Source organism: Pseudomonas sp. NPDC089401 (genome assembly GCF_044749485.1).
Taxonomy (GTDB): Bacteria; Pseudomonadota; Gammaproteobacteria; order Pseudomonadales; family Pseudomonadaceae; genus Aquipseudomonas.
Genome location: NZ_JBIVIA010000008.1, coordinates 37,310 through 54,263 on the forward strand (window position 1 = coordinate 37,310; position 16,954 = coordinate 54,263).

Sequence of the window (16,954 nt, forward strand, 5' to 3'; positions counted from 1 at the left end):
CCTGTGGGAGCGGCTTTAGCCGCGAAGAGGCCGGTACAGGCTTAAGCGAGGCGTTGCCCCGACACCGCCGGGTGATACAGCGGCTGCACCTTGTTCCCCGCCGGGTCCAGCAAATGGAAGCTGCGCGCCCCGTCACCATGATTGAATGGCCGGTCGAGCAGCGTAACCCCGCGCGCCTTGAAATACTGGTACCAGGCCTCCAGCTCCTCGACGCTGTCGACGATGAATCCGTAATGGTCCAGCGTCTGCAGCCCATTGGCCGCCCCGACCCCACGCCCCAGCGACAGGTTGTCGTTACCACAGGTCAGGTACACCAGGTCTTCGTTGGCGCGGTTCAGCACTTCCATGCCCATCACGTCGACGTAAAAGCGTTCGCACTCCTCCAGGTTGGGCACCAGCAGGGCGATATGGCGCAGGCCGTTCAGGCGGCCAGGGCGGGCAGGTAATTCGGACATTGGTTCGACTCCGTTTTTGTATACAATTCACAAGTGAATTTAAAACAAAAGGAGCGACCTGTGTATAGCCTGTTCATCAAGACCCGCGTCAAACCCGGTTGCGCGCCAGAATTCCTCACCGCCATCAAGCTCAACGCCGCCGCCTCCGTAGCCACCGAGCCCGGCTGCCTGGTGTTCGATGTATCCCAGGACCGCAGCGATCCGGATGTTATCTACCTGTACGAAATCTACCGCGACGATGATGCATACGAAGCGCACACCCAGACAGCCCACTTCCGTGACAGCCGGCCGCTGGTCGAGCCGCTGATCCTCGAGCAGGACTGCTTCGAGAGCGACGTGATCGCCCGTAACCCGGTATTTTGAGCGCACATGAAAAGCCCCGGCTCGGGCCGGGGCTTTCGTTGAAGGTGGCCAAGTCCGTTTGGCCGACGGGACATTCCTTATTCGGCTTTGAGACCGTCAGCGGAGACAGCCTTCACGCCTTTGATCTTCTTGGTGATGTTGACGGCCATTTCTTTCTGCGATTCGGTTACCGCAGTGGTCGAGGACAGGGAGACGACACCTTTGTTGGTCTCGACCTTGATGTCGCTGCCTGGGATGCCTTTTTCGGTCAGCAGGTCCGATTTGACCTTGGTAGTGATCCAGGTATCCGAGGTCGCTTCCTTGGCTTTGGTCACCTCACCGGCCGCCACCGTCATCGGGGCTTGGGTGGTTTGCTGGGCGAATGCCGCGTTAGCCATGGTCAGGGTCAGAGCGGTAGCAGTAGCGGCAGCAATGGCGAACTTCTTCATGTGGGTCACTCCTGTTTTTTTCAAAGGTCTGCGCCGTAGGTCCTGGCGGCAGGTATGAAGGTAGTTGCATCTGCCGTGCCAGCTTCGCACTTCAAAATAATTCCTTATAAATCAACAGCTTACAAAAACAGCATGGCTGCCGCCTTCGTGCATTTTGCAATCTGCACGGTAAACCTGCATGCAAGATGCAAGTGTGCAAAAGGTTCCGTAGCAGGCATAAAAAAAGGGCCCTGCTTAGGGCCCTTTTCCTGTTGCGTGGCAGTCGCTTAGACGCCCGAGGCCTTGGCCGCGGCGACGTCCTTGATCGACAGCTTGATACGGCCGCGGTTGTCCACGTCCAGTACCAGAACTTCCACTTCCTGGCCTTCTTTCAGTACGTCGGTGACTTTCTCGACGCGAGCATCGCTCAGCATCGAGATGTGCACCAGGCCGTCCTTGCCAGGCAGGATGTTGACGAAGGCGCCGAAGTCGACGATGCGCTCGACCTTGCCGACGTAGATCTTGCCGATCTCGGCCTCGGCGGTGATACCCAGGATGCGCTGCTTGGCAGCCTCTGCCGCTTCCTTGGTTTCGCCGAAGATCTTGATCGAGCCGTCGTCTTCGATGTCGATCGAAGCCTTGGTTTCTTCGCAGATGGCGCGGATGGTGGCGCCGCCCTTGCCGATCACGTCACGGATCTTGTCGGTGTCGATCTTCATCGCGATCATGGTCGGGGCGTTGGCCGACAGTTCGGTACGCGACGCACCAATGATCTGGTTCATCTGGCCGAGGATGTTCAGGCGCGCTTCCAGGGCTTGGCCCAGGGCGATTTCCATGATCTCTTCGGTGATGCCGTTGATCTTGATGTCCATCTGCAGCGCGGTGACACCTTTGGCGGTACCGGCTACCTTGAAGTCCATGTCGCCCAGGTGGTCTTCGTCACCCAGGATGTCGGTCAGGATGGCGAACTTCTCGCCTTCCTTGACCAGGCCCATGGCGATACCGGCCACTGGTGCCTTCATCGGTACACCGGCGTCCATCAGGGCCAGGGAAGCACCGCAGACCGAAGCCATGGAGCTGGAACCGTTGGATTCGGTGATTTCCGAGACCACGCGGATGGTGTACGGGAACACGTCGGCGGCCGGCAGCATGGCCTGGACCGAACGACGGGCCAGACGGCCGTGGCCGATTTCACGACGGCCAGCACCGCCCATGCGACCACACTCGCCGACCGAGAACGGTGGGAAGTTGTAGTGCAGCATGAAGGGGTCTTTCTTCTCGCCTTCGAGGGTGTCCAGCAGCTGGGCGTCACGGGCAGTACCCAGGGTCGCGACGACCAGGGCCTGGGTTTCGCCACGGGTGAACAGGGCCGAACCGTGGGTCTTCGGCAGCACGCCGACTTCGATGTTCAGCGGGCGCACGGTCTTGGTGTCGCGGCCGTCGATACGTGGCTTGCCGTTGACGATGTTTTCGCGAACGGTGCGGTATTCGATTTCGCCGAAGATCTCTTTGACTTCGCCGGCCGATGGTTGGCCTTCTTCACCGGAGAACTTGGCGATCGCCTGATCGCGCAGCTCGCCCAGGCGCGCGTAGCGGTCGGCCTTGACGGTGATGGTGTAGCCCTGGGAAACGGCTTCGCCGAACTCGGCGCGGATGGCGTTGAACAGCTCGGTGTTGGCAACGGCCGGTTTCCAGTCCCAGGTCGGCTTGCCGGCTTCGGCAGCCAGTTCCTTGACAGCCTGGATGACCGCCTGGAATTCGTCGTGGGCGAACAGCACGGCGCCCAGCATCTGGTCTTCGGTCAGCTCCTGGGCTTCCGATTCGACCATCAGCACGGCGTCGGAAGTACCGGCAACGACCATGTCCAGGCTCGAGGCAGCCAGTTGCTCGTAAGTCGGGTTCAGCAGGTAGCCAGTGCTTTCGTGGAAGGCAACGCGGGCAGCGCCGATCGGGCCTTCGAACGGAATGCCGGAGATCGCCAGGGCAGCCGAGGTACCGATCATCGCAGCGATGTCCGGGTCGGTCTTCTTGCTGGTGGAAACCACGGTGCAGACGACCTGGACTTCGTTCATGAAGCCTTCAGGGAACAGCGGACGGATCGGACGGTCGATCAGGCGCGAGGTCAGGGTCTCTTTCTCGGAAGGACGGCCTTCACGCTTGAAGAAGCCACCTGGGATCTTGCCGGCAGCGTAGGTCTTTTCCTGGTAGTGGACCGACAGGGGGAAGAAGCCCTTGCCTGGATCGGCCTGCTTGGCGCCGACCACGGTCACCAGCACGGTGACGTCGTTGTCGACGGTCACCAGCACGGCGCCGGTTGCCTGACGGGCGATGCGGCCCGTTTCGAGCGTTACGGTCGATTGACCGAACTGGAATTTCTTGATTACCGGGTTCACGGTTTCCTACCTTTTTCAGTGGCTCTGGGGGAACTGGTTTCTTGCGAATTCTTGGGCAGAACAGGGAGTCGGCCCCGTTGACCGTCCAGATACAACACGAGGCTGGGAGCCTGGCACCAAGCGGAAAAAACCGCTCAGTATTGCCAGGCTGCCAACCTCGGAGATACGCGTGGCGTGCCCGACGGCGATGCTGCGAAGCAGCATAGCCGAAGCTTGCGACACGCCATGCACACCACTGACCAGGCCGCTATTAGCGACGCAGGCCCAGGCGACCGATCAGGGCGCTGTAACGAGTGGTGTCTTTGCCCTTCAGGTAGTCCAGCAGCTTACGACGCTGGTTGACCATACGGATCAGGCCACGACGGGAGTGGTGGTCTTTGCCGTTGGCCTTGAAGTGGCCTTGCAGCTTGTTGATGTTCGCGGTCAGCAGAGCAACCTGAACTTCCGGGCTACCAGTGTCACCAGCAGCTTGCTGGAAGTCGGTAACGATTTGAGCTTTTTCTTCAACGCTGAGGGCCATTTGGCTTCTCCAGATAACGGAACCCGCGAACGGGTCCAATAGGCCAGGGACAAATCCCCGTATTAATAAAAAAGGTGTGACCGTGCCTACTGACAGCCACCCTTGTATCCGCAGGTTTCAGCACAAGCCTGACCCACGGTTTCGGTCATTCCGACCGAATCAGTCGACGCGGCGCAATGCGCCCGTCTTCGCTCACTTCACCGATCCCGATGAAGCGACCGTTGTGATCCTGTACCCGGACCATGCCGAACTGCGGTGCTTCCGGCGCACGCACTGCCTGGCCATGCAGCCAGTAGAAAGCGCTGTGCTCGGAGAGGCACACCAGTGGCCAGTCCTGCAGCCCGCTGTCGGACGGCATCAGGAAGCGATCGAGCGCTTCGTTGCCGCCGTCGGCATGGGCCTGCTCGAGTTCCTCGAGGGTGACCGTCTGTGCCAGCGCGAAGGGCCCGGCCTGGGTCCTGCGCAGCTCGGCGACATAGGCGCCGCAGCCCAGGGCCTCGCCGATATCCTCCACCAGGGTGCGGATATAGGTGCCTTTGCTGCAACCGACCGATAGCCGTGCACGGGTGCCTTCGCACTCGAGCAACTCCAGGCGGCCAATAGTAACAGAACGCGCCTCGCGCTCCACTACCTCTCCTGCACGCGCCAGTTTGTACAATGGCTGGCCATCGCGCTTGAGCGCCGAGTACATCGGCGGTATCTGGCTGATCGGGCCCCGAAAACGTGGCAGCACGGCTTCGAGATCGGCGCGACCGACGGTCACCTCACGGCTCAGCAGGACTTCGCCTTCGGCATCACCGGTGCTGGTAGTCTGCCCCATCTGCATGACCGTTTCGTAGCCCTTGTCGGAATCGAGCAGGTACTGCGAAAACTTGGTCGCTTCGCCGAAGCACAGCGGCAACACGCCGGTGGCCAGCGGATCGAGGCTGCCAGTGTGGCCGGCCTTCTCGGCATTGAGCAGCCAGCGGACTTTCTGCAACGCCGCGTTGGAGGTGAACCCCAGCGGCTTGTCGAGCAGGATGATGCCGCTGACATTGCGGCGGATACGTTTGACCTGGGCCACCGCTTACTCCTCGGTGTCCGGCTTGTCGGCATCCTGGTGCTGACGGTCTTCGGCAACCGCGCGCTCGATCAGTGCCGACAGGTGGACACCACGGCTGACGCTTTCGTCGAAGTGGAAGTGCAGTTGCGGCACGCTGCGCAATTGCATCGAGCGGCCCAGGTGCAGGCGCAGGAAGCTGGCGGCGTTGTTCAGGGCCTTGAGCGACTGCTGCACCGCGTCCGGGGTTTCTTCACCCATCACGGTGATGAACACCTTGGCGTGGCCGAGGTCGCGGCTGACGTCGACGGCGGTGATGGTCACCAGGCCGACGCGTGGGTCTTTGACTTCACGGCGGATCAGCTCCGACAGCTCGCGCTGCATCTGATCGCCGATACGTTGGGTACGGCTGTATTCTTTGGCCATTCTTGCTACCTGTAACTTAAAGCGGCAAACGCCCGGTCAGGCTGATGCCTGACCGGGCGCTACCTACCGAGGCGCTGCCCACCGCCCTGGGGCGGGGGCTGGCGCCCTGCTCACCCTTAAAGGGTACGAGCAACCTGGACTTTCTCGAAGACTTCGATCTTGTCGCCGACCTTGACGTCGTTGTAGCTCTTGACGCCAATACCGCACTCCATGCCCGAACGCACTTCCGAGGCGTCGTCCTTGAAGCGACGCAGCGATTCCAGCTCGCCTTCGAAGATCACGACGTCGTCGCGCAGTACGCGGATCGGACGGTTGCGGAACACGGTACCCTCGATGACCATACAGCCAGCGATGGCGCCGAACTTCGGCGAACGGAACACGTCACGCACTTCGGCGACACCCAGGATGTTCTCGCGAACATCGCTGCCGAGCATGCCGGTCAGGGCTTTCTTGACGTCTTCGATGATGTCGTAGATCACGTTGTAGTAACGCATATCCAGACCTTCCTGCTCGACGATCTTGCGCGCGCCGGCATCGGCACGCACGTTGAAGCCGAACAGTACTGCATTCGAAGCCAGCGCCAGGTTGGCATCGCTTTCGGTGATACCACCGACGCCGCCACCGATGACGCGTACCTGAACTTCGTCGTTGCCCAGGCCGCCGAGGGAACCCTGCAGTGCTTCCAGGGAACCGCGCACGTCGGTCTTGAGGACGATGTTGAGGGTCTTCTTCTCTTCCTGACCCATGGTCTCGAAGATGTTTTCCAGCTTGCCGGCGTGAGCACGGGCCAGCTTGACCTCGCGGTACTTGCCTTGACGGAACAGGGCAACTTCACGGGCCTTCTTCTCGTCGGCGACCACGGACAGCTCGTCACCGGCTTCCGGGGTACCGTCCAGGCCGAGGATCTCGACCGGGATCGACGGGCCGGCTTCCTTCACAGGCTTGCCGTTCTCGTCGAGCATGGCGCGCACGCGGCCATAGTTGGAACCGCACAGGACCATGTCGCCCTGACGCAGGGTACCGTCCTGAACCAGGATGGTTGCCACCGGGCCGCGGCCCTTGTCCAGGCGCGACTCGACCACGACACCACGACCAGGAGCGGTCGGGGTAGCCTTGAGTTCGAGGATCTCGGCCTGCAGCAGGACGGCTTCGAGCAGCTCGTCGACGCCAGTACCCGCCTTCGCGGAAACCTTGACGAACGGCGTGTCGCCACCCCATTCCTCGGAGGTCACGCCTTCGACGGACAGCTCGTTGCGGATACGATCGAGGTCAGCACCTGGCTTGTCGATCTTGTTCACTGCAACGACCAGCGGAACGCCAGCTGCCTTGGCATGCTGAACGGCTTCGCGGGTCTGCGGCATCACGCCGTCGTCCGCCGCCACCACCAGGATGACGATGTCGGTCGCCTTGGCACCACGGGCACGCATCTGGGTAAACGCAGCGTGGCCCGGGGTATCGAGGAAGGTGACCATGCCGCGGTCGGTTTCCACGTGGTAGGCACCGATGTGCTGGGTGATACCACCGGCTTCGCCAGCGGCCACCTTGGCACGACGGATGTAGTCGAGCAGCGAGGTCTTGCCATGGTCAACGTGACCCATGACGGTAACCACTGGCGCACGCGACTCGGTCTGGCCTTCGAACTTCAGCGATTCGGCCAGGGAATCTTCCAGGGCAGTGTCGCTGACCAGGGTGACCTTGTGGCCCAGCTCTTCGGCGATCAGCTGAGCGGTTTCCTGGTCGAGCACCTGGTTGATGGTGACCGGGGTGCCCATCTTGAACATGAACTTGACCACTTCGGCGCCCTTGACGGACATCTGGTTGGCCAGTTCCGAGACGGTGATGGTCTCGCCGATGGTCACGTCACGGATGACGGGGCCGGTCGGGTTCTGGAAGCCGTGCTGGTTGCGCTTCTTCAGCTTGCTCTTGCCACCACGGCCACGACGAGCGCCATCGCTCTCTTCGTCGGTGGTACGCGGCGCGGCGCGAGGAGTAGGCGCTTTTTCCTTCTCCTTGACCTTGACCTTGATCGACACACGCGGTGCTTCGCCACGACGACGGTCGTCATCACGGGTGCGGCTCTCGTTGCGACGGGTCTCGTCCTTCTTGCGCTCGGCGGCACGGGCAGCGGCGTCTTCGGACGCCGGGGCGTCGGCGACTACCGGCGCCGGAGCAGCGGCAGGCGCCGGCTCGGCCTTGGCAACTGGCGCAGCGGCCGGTGCTTCGGCGGCCTGACGGCGCGCCTGCTCTTCGTTGCGCTGGCGAACTTCGGCATCGACCTTGTCGCGGGCGGCGTTTTCTGCCGCGCGGCGCTCTTCCTGCTCACGCTTCTGCTCAGCCTGGATTTCTTCCGGGCTGCGCTGAACGAAAACTTTCTTCTTGCGTACTTCTACGCTGATGCTCTTGCTACCGGCGACACGCAGGGTGCTGGTGGTCTTGCGCTGCAAGGTAATCTTGCGCGGCTCTTCCGCCTTGCTCTTGTGGCTGCTCTTCAAATGAGTCAGCAGGGTCTGCTTCTCATTGTCGGTCACTACCTGACCGGCGTCGGTGTGCGGCAGACCTGCCTCACGCATCTGCTGCAGCAGGCGCTCTACCGGTGCCTCGACCTCTTGGGCCAGTTCTTTCACCGTGACTTGCGTCATGCACTTCTCTCCTCAGGCCGCGCCTAATTACTCGAACCAGTGGGCTCGGGCGGCCATGATCAACTTGCCGGCACGCTCTTCGTCGATGCCGTCGATGTCGAGCAGGTCGTCAATCGACTGCTCGGCCAGGTCTTCGCGGTTAACCACGCCGCGCACCGCCAGTTCCGCCGCCAGGTCCTTGTCCATGCCCTCGAGGGAGAGCAGGTCTTCGGCCGGATGGGCGTCTGCCAGTTTTTCTTCGGTAGCGATGGCCTTGGTCAACAAACGGTCCTTGGCTCGAGCGCGGAGCTCATTGACGATATCTTCGTCAAAGCCATCGATGTTGAGCATTTCTTCCAACGGTACGTAGGCAATTTCTTCGAGGCTGGTGAAGCCTTCGTCGACCAGCACTTGGGCCAGCTCCTCGTCGACTTCCAGTTCATCGATGAAATTGCGCAGGATGTCACCGGTCTCGGCCTGTTGCTTGGCCTGGATGTCCTTCTCGGTCATCACGTTCAGGGTCCAGCCGGTCAGCTGACTGGCCAGGCGAACGTTCTGACCGCCACGGCCAATGGCCTGGGCCAGGTTGTCCTCGGCAACGGCGATGTCCATGGCATGGGCATCTTCATCAACGATGATCGCCGCGACTTCAGCCGGCGACATGGCGTTGATGACGAACTGCGCCGGGTTATCGTCCCACAGGACGATATCCACACGCTCACCACCCAGCTCGCCGGATACGGCCTGGACGCGCGAACCGCGCATGCCGATGCAGGCACCTTGCGGGTCGATGCGCTTGTCCTTGGAGCGGACGGCGATCTTGGCACGCGACCCCGGATCACGGGAGGCGGCCATGACTTCGATGAGGCCTTCGGCGATTTCCGGCACTTCGATGCGGAACAGCTCGATCAGCATCTGCGGCGCGGTGCGCGACAGGATCAGCTGAGGGCCGCGGTTCTCGGTGCGGATTTCCTTGAGCAGCGCGCGCAGGCGCACGCCGACCCGGAAGGTCTCACGTGGAATGATGTCTTCGCGGGCCAGCAGCGCCTCGGCATTGTTGCCCAGGTCGACGATGACGTTGTCGCGGGTGACCTTCTTGACGGTACCGGAGATGATCTCGTTGAGCCGCTCGCGGTAGGCGTCGACCACCTGGGCGCGTTCGGCCTCGCGGACCTTCTGCACGATGACCTGCTTGGCGGTCTGGGCGGCGATACGGCCGAACTCGATGGACTCGATCTTTTCTTCGATCACGTCCCCGATCTTGGCTTCCGGGTGGGTGTCCTTGATCTTGTCCAGCCAGGTTTCGATCGCTGGGTCGTCCAGGTCGTTTTCGTCGACCACGGTCCAGCGACGGAAAGTCTCATAGCTCCCGGTGTGGCGATTGATTTCCACACGCAGGTCGACTTCGTCCTCAAAACGTTTCTTGGTTGCAGTAGCCAGGGCCACTTCCAGCGCTTCGAAAATGACGCCGGGCGGTACACCTTTTTCGTTGGATACCGATTCAACAACCAGCAGTACTTCTTTGCTCATCGTACGCCTCGCCTTGCGCAAGCCATTGGGCCCGGAAAGTCCGCCGGGCCCGGCACGTCTCAGTCAAAACTGGGAATAATATTGGCCTTGTCGATCGAATCGATCGGCAGCAGGAACTCCTGGTTGTCCACCTGGACCACCACATCCTGCTCCTCCACACCGCGGAGAAGGCCCTGGAAGTTACGACGACCCTCGAAGGGTGAACGCAGCTTGATCTTCACTTGTTCGCCGGCATGCGAGGCAAACTGTTCCAGAGTGAACAGTGGGCGATCCATGCCAGGAGAAGAGACCTCAAGGGTGTATTCGCTGCTGATCGGATCTTCCACATCGAGGATCGCGCTGGCCTGACGGCTGACCGCTTCGCAGTCGTCCACCAGGATCCCGTCTTCCTTGTCGATATAGATGCGCAGTACCGAATGCTTACCCTGGGAAACGTACTCGATCCCCCAGCATTGATAGCCCAGACCCTCGACCACCGGGGCCAACAAGGCCTGCAACTGTTCTAGCTTGCTCGACACCTGAACCCCCTCGTGCATGCTGTGCAAATAAAAAATGGGCGAAGCGCCCATCCCTGAAAGCGCCGTTGGACAACGACGCCGAAAACTGTTCGGCTAGCAAAAAGCCCCTGAAAAGGGGCTCTGCTGAAGCTGGTTGCGGGGGCTGGATTTGAACCAACGACCTTCGGGTTATGAGCCCGACGAGCTACCAAGCTGCTCCACCCCGCGACAAAGCTGGGGCGAAAGTATAAGACTTAACCCGCTTGAGGGTCAAACCCAAACCTTCACCTGCAAGAAAGCCCGCTAAAGCGGGCTCTCAAGCTTCAATTGGTACCGAGAAGGGGACTCGAACCCCTACACCCTATGGGCACAACCACCTCAAGGTTGCGTGTCTACCAATTCCACCACCTCGGCAATACTACATTTGAAACCCGTTACTTCTGCTCTTCGGTCGAAGGAGGAACATCACCTTGAGGGGCGGTGTCGCTCTTCTGCTCCTGGAGCACCGGTACATCATCATTAACTGCCGGCTTTGGCTGCTCTTTCACTTCTAGCACTGCTGGATCTGGAAGACCTGCTTGGCTAAGCTGGTGAGCTTGTTGCTTCGCGAAGTATCCTAACCCAAGTGCTGTCAAAAAGAAAGTGGCAGCGAGTATTGCAGTTAATTTACTCAGAAACGTTGCAGAGCCTTGGCTCCCGAACACGGTATTAGAAGCACCCGCGCCGAAAGATGCACCTGCTTCCGCACCTTTACCCTGTTGAAGCAGAACCAGCACTACAAGCGACAGCGCTGCCAACAGATGAAAAACAACGATAACTGTTTCCAGCATTTGTTCAGTTTCCTGCGGCGCGACAAATTGCACCGAATTCGTCTGCGTTCAGGGACGCTCCACCAATGAGCCCCCCATCGATATCCGGCATGCCGAACAGTTCGGCCGCATTGGCCGCCTTCACGCTGCCGCCGTAGAGAAGCTGCACGCTTGCGGCAACTTCGGCGTCCTCGGCCGCCAACTGCTGGCGGATGGCTGCATGCACATCCTGAGCTTGTTGAGGCGAAGCCGTCAAACCTGTGCCAATGGCCCAAACCGGCTCATAGGCGATAACTGCCTGGGCGAAAGCCTTAACACCGAACGCGTCGATGATACTGCTTAGTTGACCCCCGACAACTTCAAGGGTCTTGCCCGCCTCGCGCTCCTCGAGAGTTTCCCCTACGCAGAGCACCGGCATTAAACCACTAAGTTGAGCGGCTGCAAACTTCTCTTTCAGCACTTCTTCACTTTCGCCGATGATCTGGCGACGCTCGGAGTGGCCGATCAGGACCCACTTGCAACCTGCTTCAACCAACTGACTCGGTGCAACTTCACCGGTCAGCGCACCCTGTTCGGGCTTTACTGCGGAATTCTGTGCTCCAACAGTGATGCCCTTGCCCTGCAGCCCATCAACAACTTGATTGATGAACAACGTCGGCGGGAACACCACGACTTCGACACCGTTTGCCACGGGCATATTGCCCAGGCCCTGGATCAGCTCAGCGACGCTGGCGCGGGTACCGTGCATCTTCCAGTTACCAGCTACCATGGGGCGACGCATGCTTTACCTCGTCGGTCAAAGTGGGCGCAGATCTTACCCAACCCGATCTGCGCTGGCAAGCCCATTTCAGGCACAAACTTCCGTGACCAGCTTGGCCAGGGCTTCGGCGTGGGTCCGCACCTGGTTCTCGTCATCACCTTCGACCATTACCCGCACCAGCGGCTCGGTCCCGGACTTGCGCAGCAGCACACGCCCACGGCCCGCCATGGCCTCGGTGACCTTGGCGCTGGCGGCCTTGACCTCTGGATGCTCCAGCGGGTCGACCTGGCTCGCGCCAAAGCGCACATTGATCAGTACCTGGGGGCACTTGCGCAGGGCCTGGCGGGCCTGCGCCAGGGTCTCGCCACGGCGCTTGAGCGCCATCAGCACCTGCAACGCGGCGATGATCGCATCACCGGTGGTGGTGTGATTGCCGCAGACCACGTGCCCGGAGTTTTCACCCCCCACCTGCCAGTCACGCTCCAGCAGTTCCGCCATGACGTAACGGTCGCCAACCTTGGCCCGCACGAACGGGATGTCCAGGTCCTGCAACGCCAGCTCCAGGCCCAGGTTGCTCATCAGCGTGCCGACCACGCCGCCTTGCAACTTGCCTCGATCCTGCAGGTCACGGGCGATGATGAACAACAGTTCGTCACCGTCGACGATGGTACCGGTATGGTCGACCATCAGCACACGGTCGCCATCGCCGTCGAAGGCGATGCCCAGGTCGGCATGCCCGACCAGCACGGCAGCCTGCAGCGACTCGATATGGGTCGAGCCACAGCTTTCGTTGATGTTGAGACCGTCGGGTTGCGCGTGCAGCACGGTCACGTCCGCACCCAGCTCGCGGAAGACGCTCGGCGCGACCTTGTAGGTAGCGCCATGGGCACAGTCGACCACCAGCTTGAGGCCTTCGAAGCTGGTGCTGCTCGGCACGCTGCTCTTGCAGAACTCGATGTAGCGGCCGGCCGCGTCATTGATGCGGGAAACCTTGCCCAGCTTGCTCGACTCGACAACGGTCATCGGCTGGTCGAGCAGTTCCTCGATCATCAACTCGACTTCGTCCGGCAGCTTGGTGCCTTGCCCGGAGAAGAACTTGATACCGTTGTCGTCGTGCGGGTTGTGCGAGGCACTGATGACGATCCCTGCCTCGGCATGGAAGGTACGGGTCAGGTAAGCGATGGCCGGCGTCGGCATCGGGCCGAGCAGCAACACATCGGCCCCCGCTGCCGACAAGCCGGCCTCGAGCGCAGATTCGAACATGTAGCCGGAAATCCGCGTGTCCTTGCCGACCAGCACCTGGCACTTGCCCTGCTTGCGGAAGGCCATGCCTGCGGCCCAACCCAGCTTGAGCATGAAGTCCGGGGTGATCGGGTATTCGCCGACGCGGCCACGAATGCCGTCGGTGCCAAAGTATTTTCTGCTCATAGGGACTCCAATGCTCTTATTCGGCGTTCTGTACCGCGGCAATCATGCGCACCACATCGACCGTCTCGGCCACGTCATGGACGCGCAGAATGCTGGCACCCTTGGTCATTGCCAGGGCCGCCAGCGCCAGGCTGCCGTACAGTCGCTCGCCGACCGGGCGATCCAGCGTCAGGCCGATCATGCTCTTGCGCGAAACGCCCACCAACAGTGGCCGCCCCAGGCGGTAGAGCGCCTCCATGTGCTTGAACAGGCTCAGGTTGTGCGCCAGGGTCTTGGCGAAACCAAAGCCCGGATCAAGAATGATTCGCTCGGCGGGGATGCCGACTGCCGCACAGGCGGCCATCCGCTGTTCAAGATAGCGCGTTACGTCGACGGTCACATCCTCGTAATGCGGGTCGTCCTGCATGTTCCCCGGCTCCCCGCGCATGTGCATCAGGCACACCGGCAAGCCGGTGTCCGCCGCCGCGTCGAGCGCGCCATCGCGCTCCAGCGCACGCACATCGTTGATCAGGCCGGCACCGAGCCGAGCCGACTCACGGATCACCGCAGGCGTGGAAGTATCCACCGAGATGACCACGTCGAAGCGGCTGTTGATCGCCTCGACCATCGGCGCCACGCGCTCGATTTCTTCGGTGACCGAAACCGCACGGGCCCCGGGCCGGGTCGACTCGCCACCGATATCGATCAAGGTGGCGCCGGCAGCAATCATCGCCTCGGCATGTCGCAACGCCTCGTCGCGCTGACTGAAGCGCCCGCCGTCGGAAAACGAGTCCGGAGTGATATTGAGAATACCCATGACATGGGTACGGGAAAGGTCAAGAACCCGGTTGCCGCAAGGCAACCGGGTCGGGTACTGCACTGAGCTCATAGTTGCCCTTAGTGTTGAGCTGCCGGGCCGCCGATCGGCGATTCCGGGCGATCATCCTGGGCTGTAGGGGTGCCCGAATCCTTGTCATCGTCCCAGTCGCGCGGTTCGCGCGGGGTACGACCGGCCATGATGTCGTCGATCTGATCGGCATCGATGGTCTCGTACTTCATCAGCGCTTCGGTCATCGCCTCGAGCTTGTCGCGGTTGTCGATCAGCAACTGCTTGGCAGTGGCATAGCACTGGTCGATGATGCTGCGCACTTCGGAGTCGATCAGCTTGGCCGTCTCGCCGGACACACTGGCGTGCTGGCTGCCGGCGCTGCGACCGAGGAACACCTCGCCCTCCTCTTCCGCATACATCAGCGGGCCGAGTTTTTCCGACAAGCCCCACTTGGTGACCATGTTGCGGGCGATCTGGCTGGCTCGCATGATGTCGTTGGAGGCACCGGTGGTCACGCCATCGAAGCCCAGGGTCATTTCTTCGGCGATACGGCCGCCGTACAGCGAGCAGATCTGGCTGATCAACGCACGCTTGGACAGGCTGTAGCGGTCTTCTTCCGGGAGGAACATGGTCACGCCCAGCGCACGACCGCGCGGAATGATCGAGACCTTGTAGACCGGGTCATGCTCGGGCACCAGACGACCGACGATGGCGTGGCCAGCCTCGTGATAGGCAGTGTTCTTCTTTTCCTTCTCGGACATGACCATGGTCTTGCGCTCGGCGCCCATCATGATCTTGTCCTTGGCCAGTTCGAACTCTTTCATCTCGACCAGGCGCTTGTTGGAACGCGCAGCGAACAGCGAAGCCTCGTTGACCAGGTTGGCCAGGTCGGCGCCGGAGAAGCCCGGGGTACCACGGGCAATGACTGCCGGGTTGACGTTGTCGCCGACCGGCACCTTGCGCATGTGCACCTTGAGGATCTGCTCGCGGCCGCGGATGTCCGGCAGGCCGACCACCACCTGGCGGTCGAAGCGACCGGGACGCAGCAGCGCCGGGTCGAGCACGTCCGGACGGTTGGTGGCAGCGATGACGATGATGCCATCGTTCATTTCGAAGCCGTCCATCTCCACCAGCAACTGGTTGAGGGTCTGCTCACGCTCGTCGTGACCGCCACCCATGCCGGCGCCACGATGGCGACCCACGGCGTCGATCTCGTCGATGAAGATGATGCACGGCGCGTGTTTCTTGGCCTGTTCGAACATGTCACGAACACGGCTGGCACCGACACCGACGAACATTTCGACGAAGTCCGAACCGGAAATGGTGAAGAACGGCACCTTGGCTTCGCCGGCGATGGCCTTGGCCAGCAGGGTCTTGCCGGTACCGGGCGGGCCGACCATCAGCACGCCACGCGGGATGCGGCCACCCAGGCGCTGGAACTTGCCCGGATCACGCAGGAACTCGACCAGCTCGCCGACCTCCTCCTTGGCCTCGTCGCAACCGGCAACGTCGGCCAGGGTGGTCTTGACCTGGTCTTCGGAGAGCAGGCGTGCCTTGCTCTTGCCGAAGCTCATCGGCCCGCCTTTGCCGCCGGCACCGCCCTGCATCTGACGCATGAAGAACATGAACACGGCGATGATCACCAGGATCGGGAAGCTCGCCACCAGCAGCTGGGTCCAGATGCTCTGCTGCTCGGGCTGCTTGCCTTCGACGACCACGTGGTTGTCGACCAGGTCGCCGATCAGGCCATTGTCGGTGATGGCCGGGCGCACGGTCTTGAAGTTGTCACCGTCGGCGCGCTTGCCGGTGATGATGTAGCCGTCGACGGTCACACGCTCGACCTTGCCATCCTTGACCTGCTGGATGAAGTCGGAATAGTTGAGGGTCTGCGGCTCGTTAGGGCTGGAGAAGTTGTTCATCACCGTCACCAGGACGGCTGCGATGATCAACCACAGGATCAGATTCTTTGCCATGTCGTTCAATTCGCTACCCTCTGAGGCCGGCGCACGACGCAGCCGTGCCTCGCATGATATTCATCGCCCTAACTTACTACATTACCTACGCATCCGCAGGCACCGTCTGTAACCCTTTGTGAAAGCTAGACTACACGAAGTTCGGACGATCCAGACGGGGCGGCCGATTGGAAATAACTATCGGCCTCCCCGCAATACGCCTCATGCCCCTTTGAAACCCTTGCCCAGCAGGTACTGTTCGCGAGAGCGGTCCCGCGACGACGAAGGCTTGCGCATCTGCACCTTGTCGAACTTGCTGCGCACGTCCTTGAGGTACATGTCGAAACCTTCGCCCTGGAAAATCTTGATCAGGAAGTCCCCGCCCGGCTTGAGCACGCGGGTCGCCAGATCCAGGGCCAACTCACAAAGGAACATGGCACGAGGCATGTCCACCTCAGGCGTACCACTCATATTGGGGGCCATGTCGGAAATCACAAGGTCTACGTGCGAATCGCCGACCGCCTCGAGGATCTGTTGCAGCACTTCGTCCTGGGTGAAGTCACCCTGGATGAAGGTCACGTCCGGGATCGAGTCCATTTCCAGGATGTCGGAGGCGATCAGGCGGCCCTGGCCACCAATCAGACGACTGGTGACCTGCGACCAGCCTCCAGGCGCGGCGCCGAGGTCGATCACGCTCATGCCGGGGCGGATCAGGCGGTCCTTTTCCTGGATCTCCAGCAGTTTGTAGCTCGCTCGCGAGCGGTAGCCATCCTTCTGTGCCTGTTTCACAAAAGGGTCGTTGAAGTGTTCACGCAGCCAGTTTGCGCTGCTTTTGGAACGTTGTACCACGGGGCACCTCGATGATATGCGTCGTGATTGACTGGGCGGAGCCGGTGGCCCTCGGGTAAAATGCCGGTCAATTTTACAGAATCAGACGGAAAGGGTCAGA

At 61.2% G+C, this 16,954-nt stretch carries 16 protein-coding genes and 2 tRNA genes; 1 reads left to right on the forward strand and 17 read right to left on the reverse strand.

The genetic code is table 11. The features are described 5' to 3' along the window. Nucleotides 1–41: 41 nt before the first annotated feature. Nucleotides 42–455 carry a VOC family protein gene (locus tag ACIP21_RS18340; protein WP_400690314.1) on the reverse strand — a complete coding sequence of 138 codons (414 nt, stop codon included), beginning with the start codon at nucleotides 453–455 and terminating at the stop codon, nucleotides 42–44. 60 nt (nucleotides 456–515) lie between these two features. Between ACIP21_RS18340 and ACIP21_RS18345 the strand changes: the two genes are divergently transcribed. Beyond that, entirely contained in the window at nucleotides 516–818 is a 303-nt protein-coding gene (locus ACIP21_RS18345; protein WP_400690316.1) for a putative quinol monooxygenase, read from the forward strand. A gap of 77 nt (nucleotides 819–895) precedes the next feature. Here ACIP21_RS18345 and ACIP21_RS18350 read toward each other — a convergent pair whose 3' ends face one another. From ACIP21_RS18350 to rlmE, 16 genes are all read right to left on the reverse strand, one after another. Then, nucleotides 896–1,246, reverse strand: a complete 351-nt coding sequence (locus ACIP21_RS18350; RefSeq protein WP_400690319.1) for a BON domain-containing protein — start codon at nucleotides 1,244–1,246, stop codon at nucleotides 896–898. A gap of 266 nt (nucleotides 1,247–1,512) precedes the next feature. Continuing rightward, nucleotides 1,513–3,618: a polyribonucleotide nucleotidyltransferase gene (pnp, locus tag ACIP21_RS18355; RefSeq protein WP_400690322.1), complete on the reverse strand. Its 2,106-nt coding sequence runs from the start codon at nucleotides 3,616–3,618 to the stop codon at nucleotides 1,513–1,515. A gap of 250 nt (nucleotides 3,619–3,868) precedes the next feature. Next, nucleotides 3,869–4,138 carry a 30S ribosomal protein S15 gene (rpsO, locus tag ACIP21_RS18360; protein ID WP_012274241.1) on the reverse strand — a complete coding sequence of 90 codons (270 nt, stop codon included), beginning with the start codon at nucleotides 4,136–4,138 and terminating at the stop codon, nucleotides 3,869–3,871. A 145-nt stretch (nucleotides 4,139–4,283) separates the two neighbouring features. Next, nucleotides 4,284–5,201, reverse strand: coding sequence for a tRNA pseudouridine(55) synthase TruB (gene truB / locus ACIP21_RS18365; RefSeq protein ID WP_400690325.1), 918 nt, complete (start codon nucleotides 5,199–5,201; stop codon nucleotides 4,284–4,286). A gap of 3 nt (nucleotides 5,202–5,204) precedes the next feature. Then, on the reverse strand, nucleotides 5,205–5,603 hold the full coding sequence (gene rbfA / locus ACIP21_RS18370; RefSeq protein ID WP_400690327.1) for a 30S ribosome-binding factor RbfA: 399 nt from the start codon (nucleotides 5,601–5,603) through the stop codon (nucleotides 5,205–5,207). Between the two features lie 116 nt (nucleotides 5,604–5,719). Further along, nucleotides 5,720–8,242, reverse strand: coding sequence for a translation initiation factor IF-2 (gene infB / locus ACIP21_RS18375; RefSeq protein WP_400690330.1), 2,523 nt, complete (start codon nucleotides 8,240–8,242; stop codon nucleotides 5,720–5,722). A gap of 27 nt (nucleotides 8,243–8,269) precedes the next feature. Then, nucleotides 8,270–9,751, reverse strand: coding sequence for a transcription termination factor NusA (gene nusA / locus ACIP21_RS18380; protein ID WP_400690333.1), 1,482 nt, complete (start codon nucleotides 9,749–9,751; stop codon nucleotides 8,270–8,272). Nucleotides 9,752–9,810: 59 nt separating this feature from the next. After that, nucleotides 9,811–10,269 carry a ribosome maturation factor RimP gene (rimP, locus tag ACIP21_RS18385; protein ID WP_033694237.1) on the reverse strand — a complete coding sequence of 153 codons (459 nt, stop codon included), beginning with the start codon at nucleotides 10,267–10,269 and terminating at the stop codon, nucleotides 9,811–9,813. A 130-nt stretch (nucleotides 10,270–10,399) separates the two neighbouring features. After that, nucleotides 10,400–10,476 (reverse strand) — tRNA-Met (locus tag ACIP21_RS18390). A gap of 100 nt (nucleotides 10,477–10,576) precedes the next feature. Then, nucleotides 10,577–10,662: transfer RNA gene (locus ACIP21_RS18395), tRNA-Leu, on the reverse strand. 20 nt (nucleotides 10,663–10,682) lie between these two features. Beyond that, the gene (gene secG / locus ACIP21_RS18400; RefSeq protein WP_400690335.1) at nucleotides 10,683–11,078 is read right to left on the reverse strand and encodes a preprotein translocase subunit SecG; all 396 of its coding nucleotides are present in this window, start codon (nucleotides 11,076–11,078) and stop codon (nucleotides 10,683–10,685) included. A 4-nt stretch (nucleotides 11,079–11,082) separates the two neighbouring features. Beyond that, entirely contained in the window at nucleotides 11,083–11,838 is a 756-nt protein-coding gene (tpiA, locus tag ACIP21_RS18405; RefSeq protein ID WP_400690338.1) for a triose-phosphate isomerase, read from the reverse strand. A 66-nt stretch (nucleotides 11,839–11,904) separates the two neighbouring features. After that, on the reverse strand, nucleotides 11,905–13,245 hold the full coding sequence (gene glmM / locus ACIP21_RS18410; RefSeq protein ID WP_400690340.1) for a phosphoglucosamine mutase: 1,341 nt from the start codon (nucleotides 13,243–13,245) through the stop codon (nucleotides 11,905–11,907). Nucleotides 13,246–13,261: 16 nt separating this feature from the next. Next, nucleotides 13,262–14,113 (reverse strand): dihydropteroate synthase, encoded by an 852-nt coding sequence (folP, locus tag ACIP21_RS18415; RefSeq protein ID WP_400690342.1) that lies wholly within the window; start codon nucleotides 14,111–14,113, stop codon nucleotides 13,262–13,264. An 8-nt stretch (nucleotides 14,114–14,121) separates the two neighbouring features. Then, the gene (gene ftsH, locus ACIP21_RS18420; protein WP_400690345.1) at nucleotides 14,122–16,026 is read right to left on the reverse strand and encodes an ATP-dependent zinc metalloprotease FtsH; all 1,905 of its coding nucleotides are present in this window, start codon (nucleotides 16,024–16,026) and stop codon (nucleotides 14,122–14,124) included. A 201-nt stretch (nucleotides 16,027–16,227) separates the two neighbouring features. Continuing rightward, nucleotides 16,228–16,854, reverse strand: coding sequence for a 23S rRNA (uridine(2552)-2'-O)-methyltransferase RlmE (rlmE, locus tag ACIP21_RS18425; RefSeq protein ID WP_400690347.1), 627 nt, complete (start codon nucleotides 16,852–16,854; stop codon nucleotides 16,228–16,230). Nucleotides 16,855–16,954 lie beyond the last annotated feature (100 nt).

What these genes read in the sequence shown, in the direction of transcription:
- ACIP21_RS18340 (WP_400690314.1), bottom strand. Translation starts at nt 455, where the DNA reads ATGTCCGAATTACCTGCCCGCCCTGGCCGCCTGAACGGCCTGCGCCAT.
- ACIP21_RS18350 (WP_400690319.1), bottom strand. Translation starts at nt 1,246, where the DNA reads ATGAAGAAGTTCGCCATTGCTGCCGCTACTGCTACCGCTCTGACCCTG.
- rpsO (WP_012274241.1), bottom strand. Translation starts at nt 4,138, where the DNA reads ATGGCCCTCAGCGTTGAAGAAAAAGCTCAAATCGTTACCGACTTCCAG.
- rbfA (WP_400690327.1), bottom strand. Translation starts at nt 5,603, where the DNA reads ATGGCCAAAGAATACAGCCGTACCCAACGTATCGGCGATCAGATGCAG.
- infB (WP_400690330.1), bottom strand. Translation starts at nt 8,242, where the DNA reads ATGACGCAAGTCACGGTGAAAGAACTGGCCCAAGAGGTCGAGGCACCG.
- nusA (WP_400690333.1), bottom strand. Translation starts at nt 9,751, where the DNA reads ATGAGCAAAGAAGTACTGCTGGTTGTTGAATCGGTATCCAACGAAAAA.
- secG (WP_400690335.1), bottom strand. Translation starts at nt 11,078, where the DNA reads ATGCTGGAAACAGTTATCGTTGTTTTTCATCTGTTGGCAGCGCTGTCG.
- tpiA (WP_400690338.1), bottom strand. Translation starts at nt 11,838, where the DNA reads ATGCGTCGCCCCATGGTAGCTGGTAACTGGAAGATGCACGGTACCCGC.
- glmM (WP_400690340.1), bottom strand. Translation starts at nt 13,245, where the DNA reads ATGAGCAGAAAATACTTTGGCACCGACGGCATTCGTGGCCGCGTCGGC.
- folP (WP_400690342.1), bottom strand. Translation starts at nt 14,113, where the DNA reads ATGAGCTCAGTGCAGTACCCGACCCGGTTGCCTTGCGGCAACCGGGTT.
- ftsH (WP_400690345.1), bottom strand. Translation starts at nt 16,026, where the DNA reads ATGGCAAAGAATCTGATCCTGTGGTTGATCATCGCAGCCGTCCTGGTG.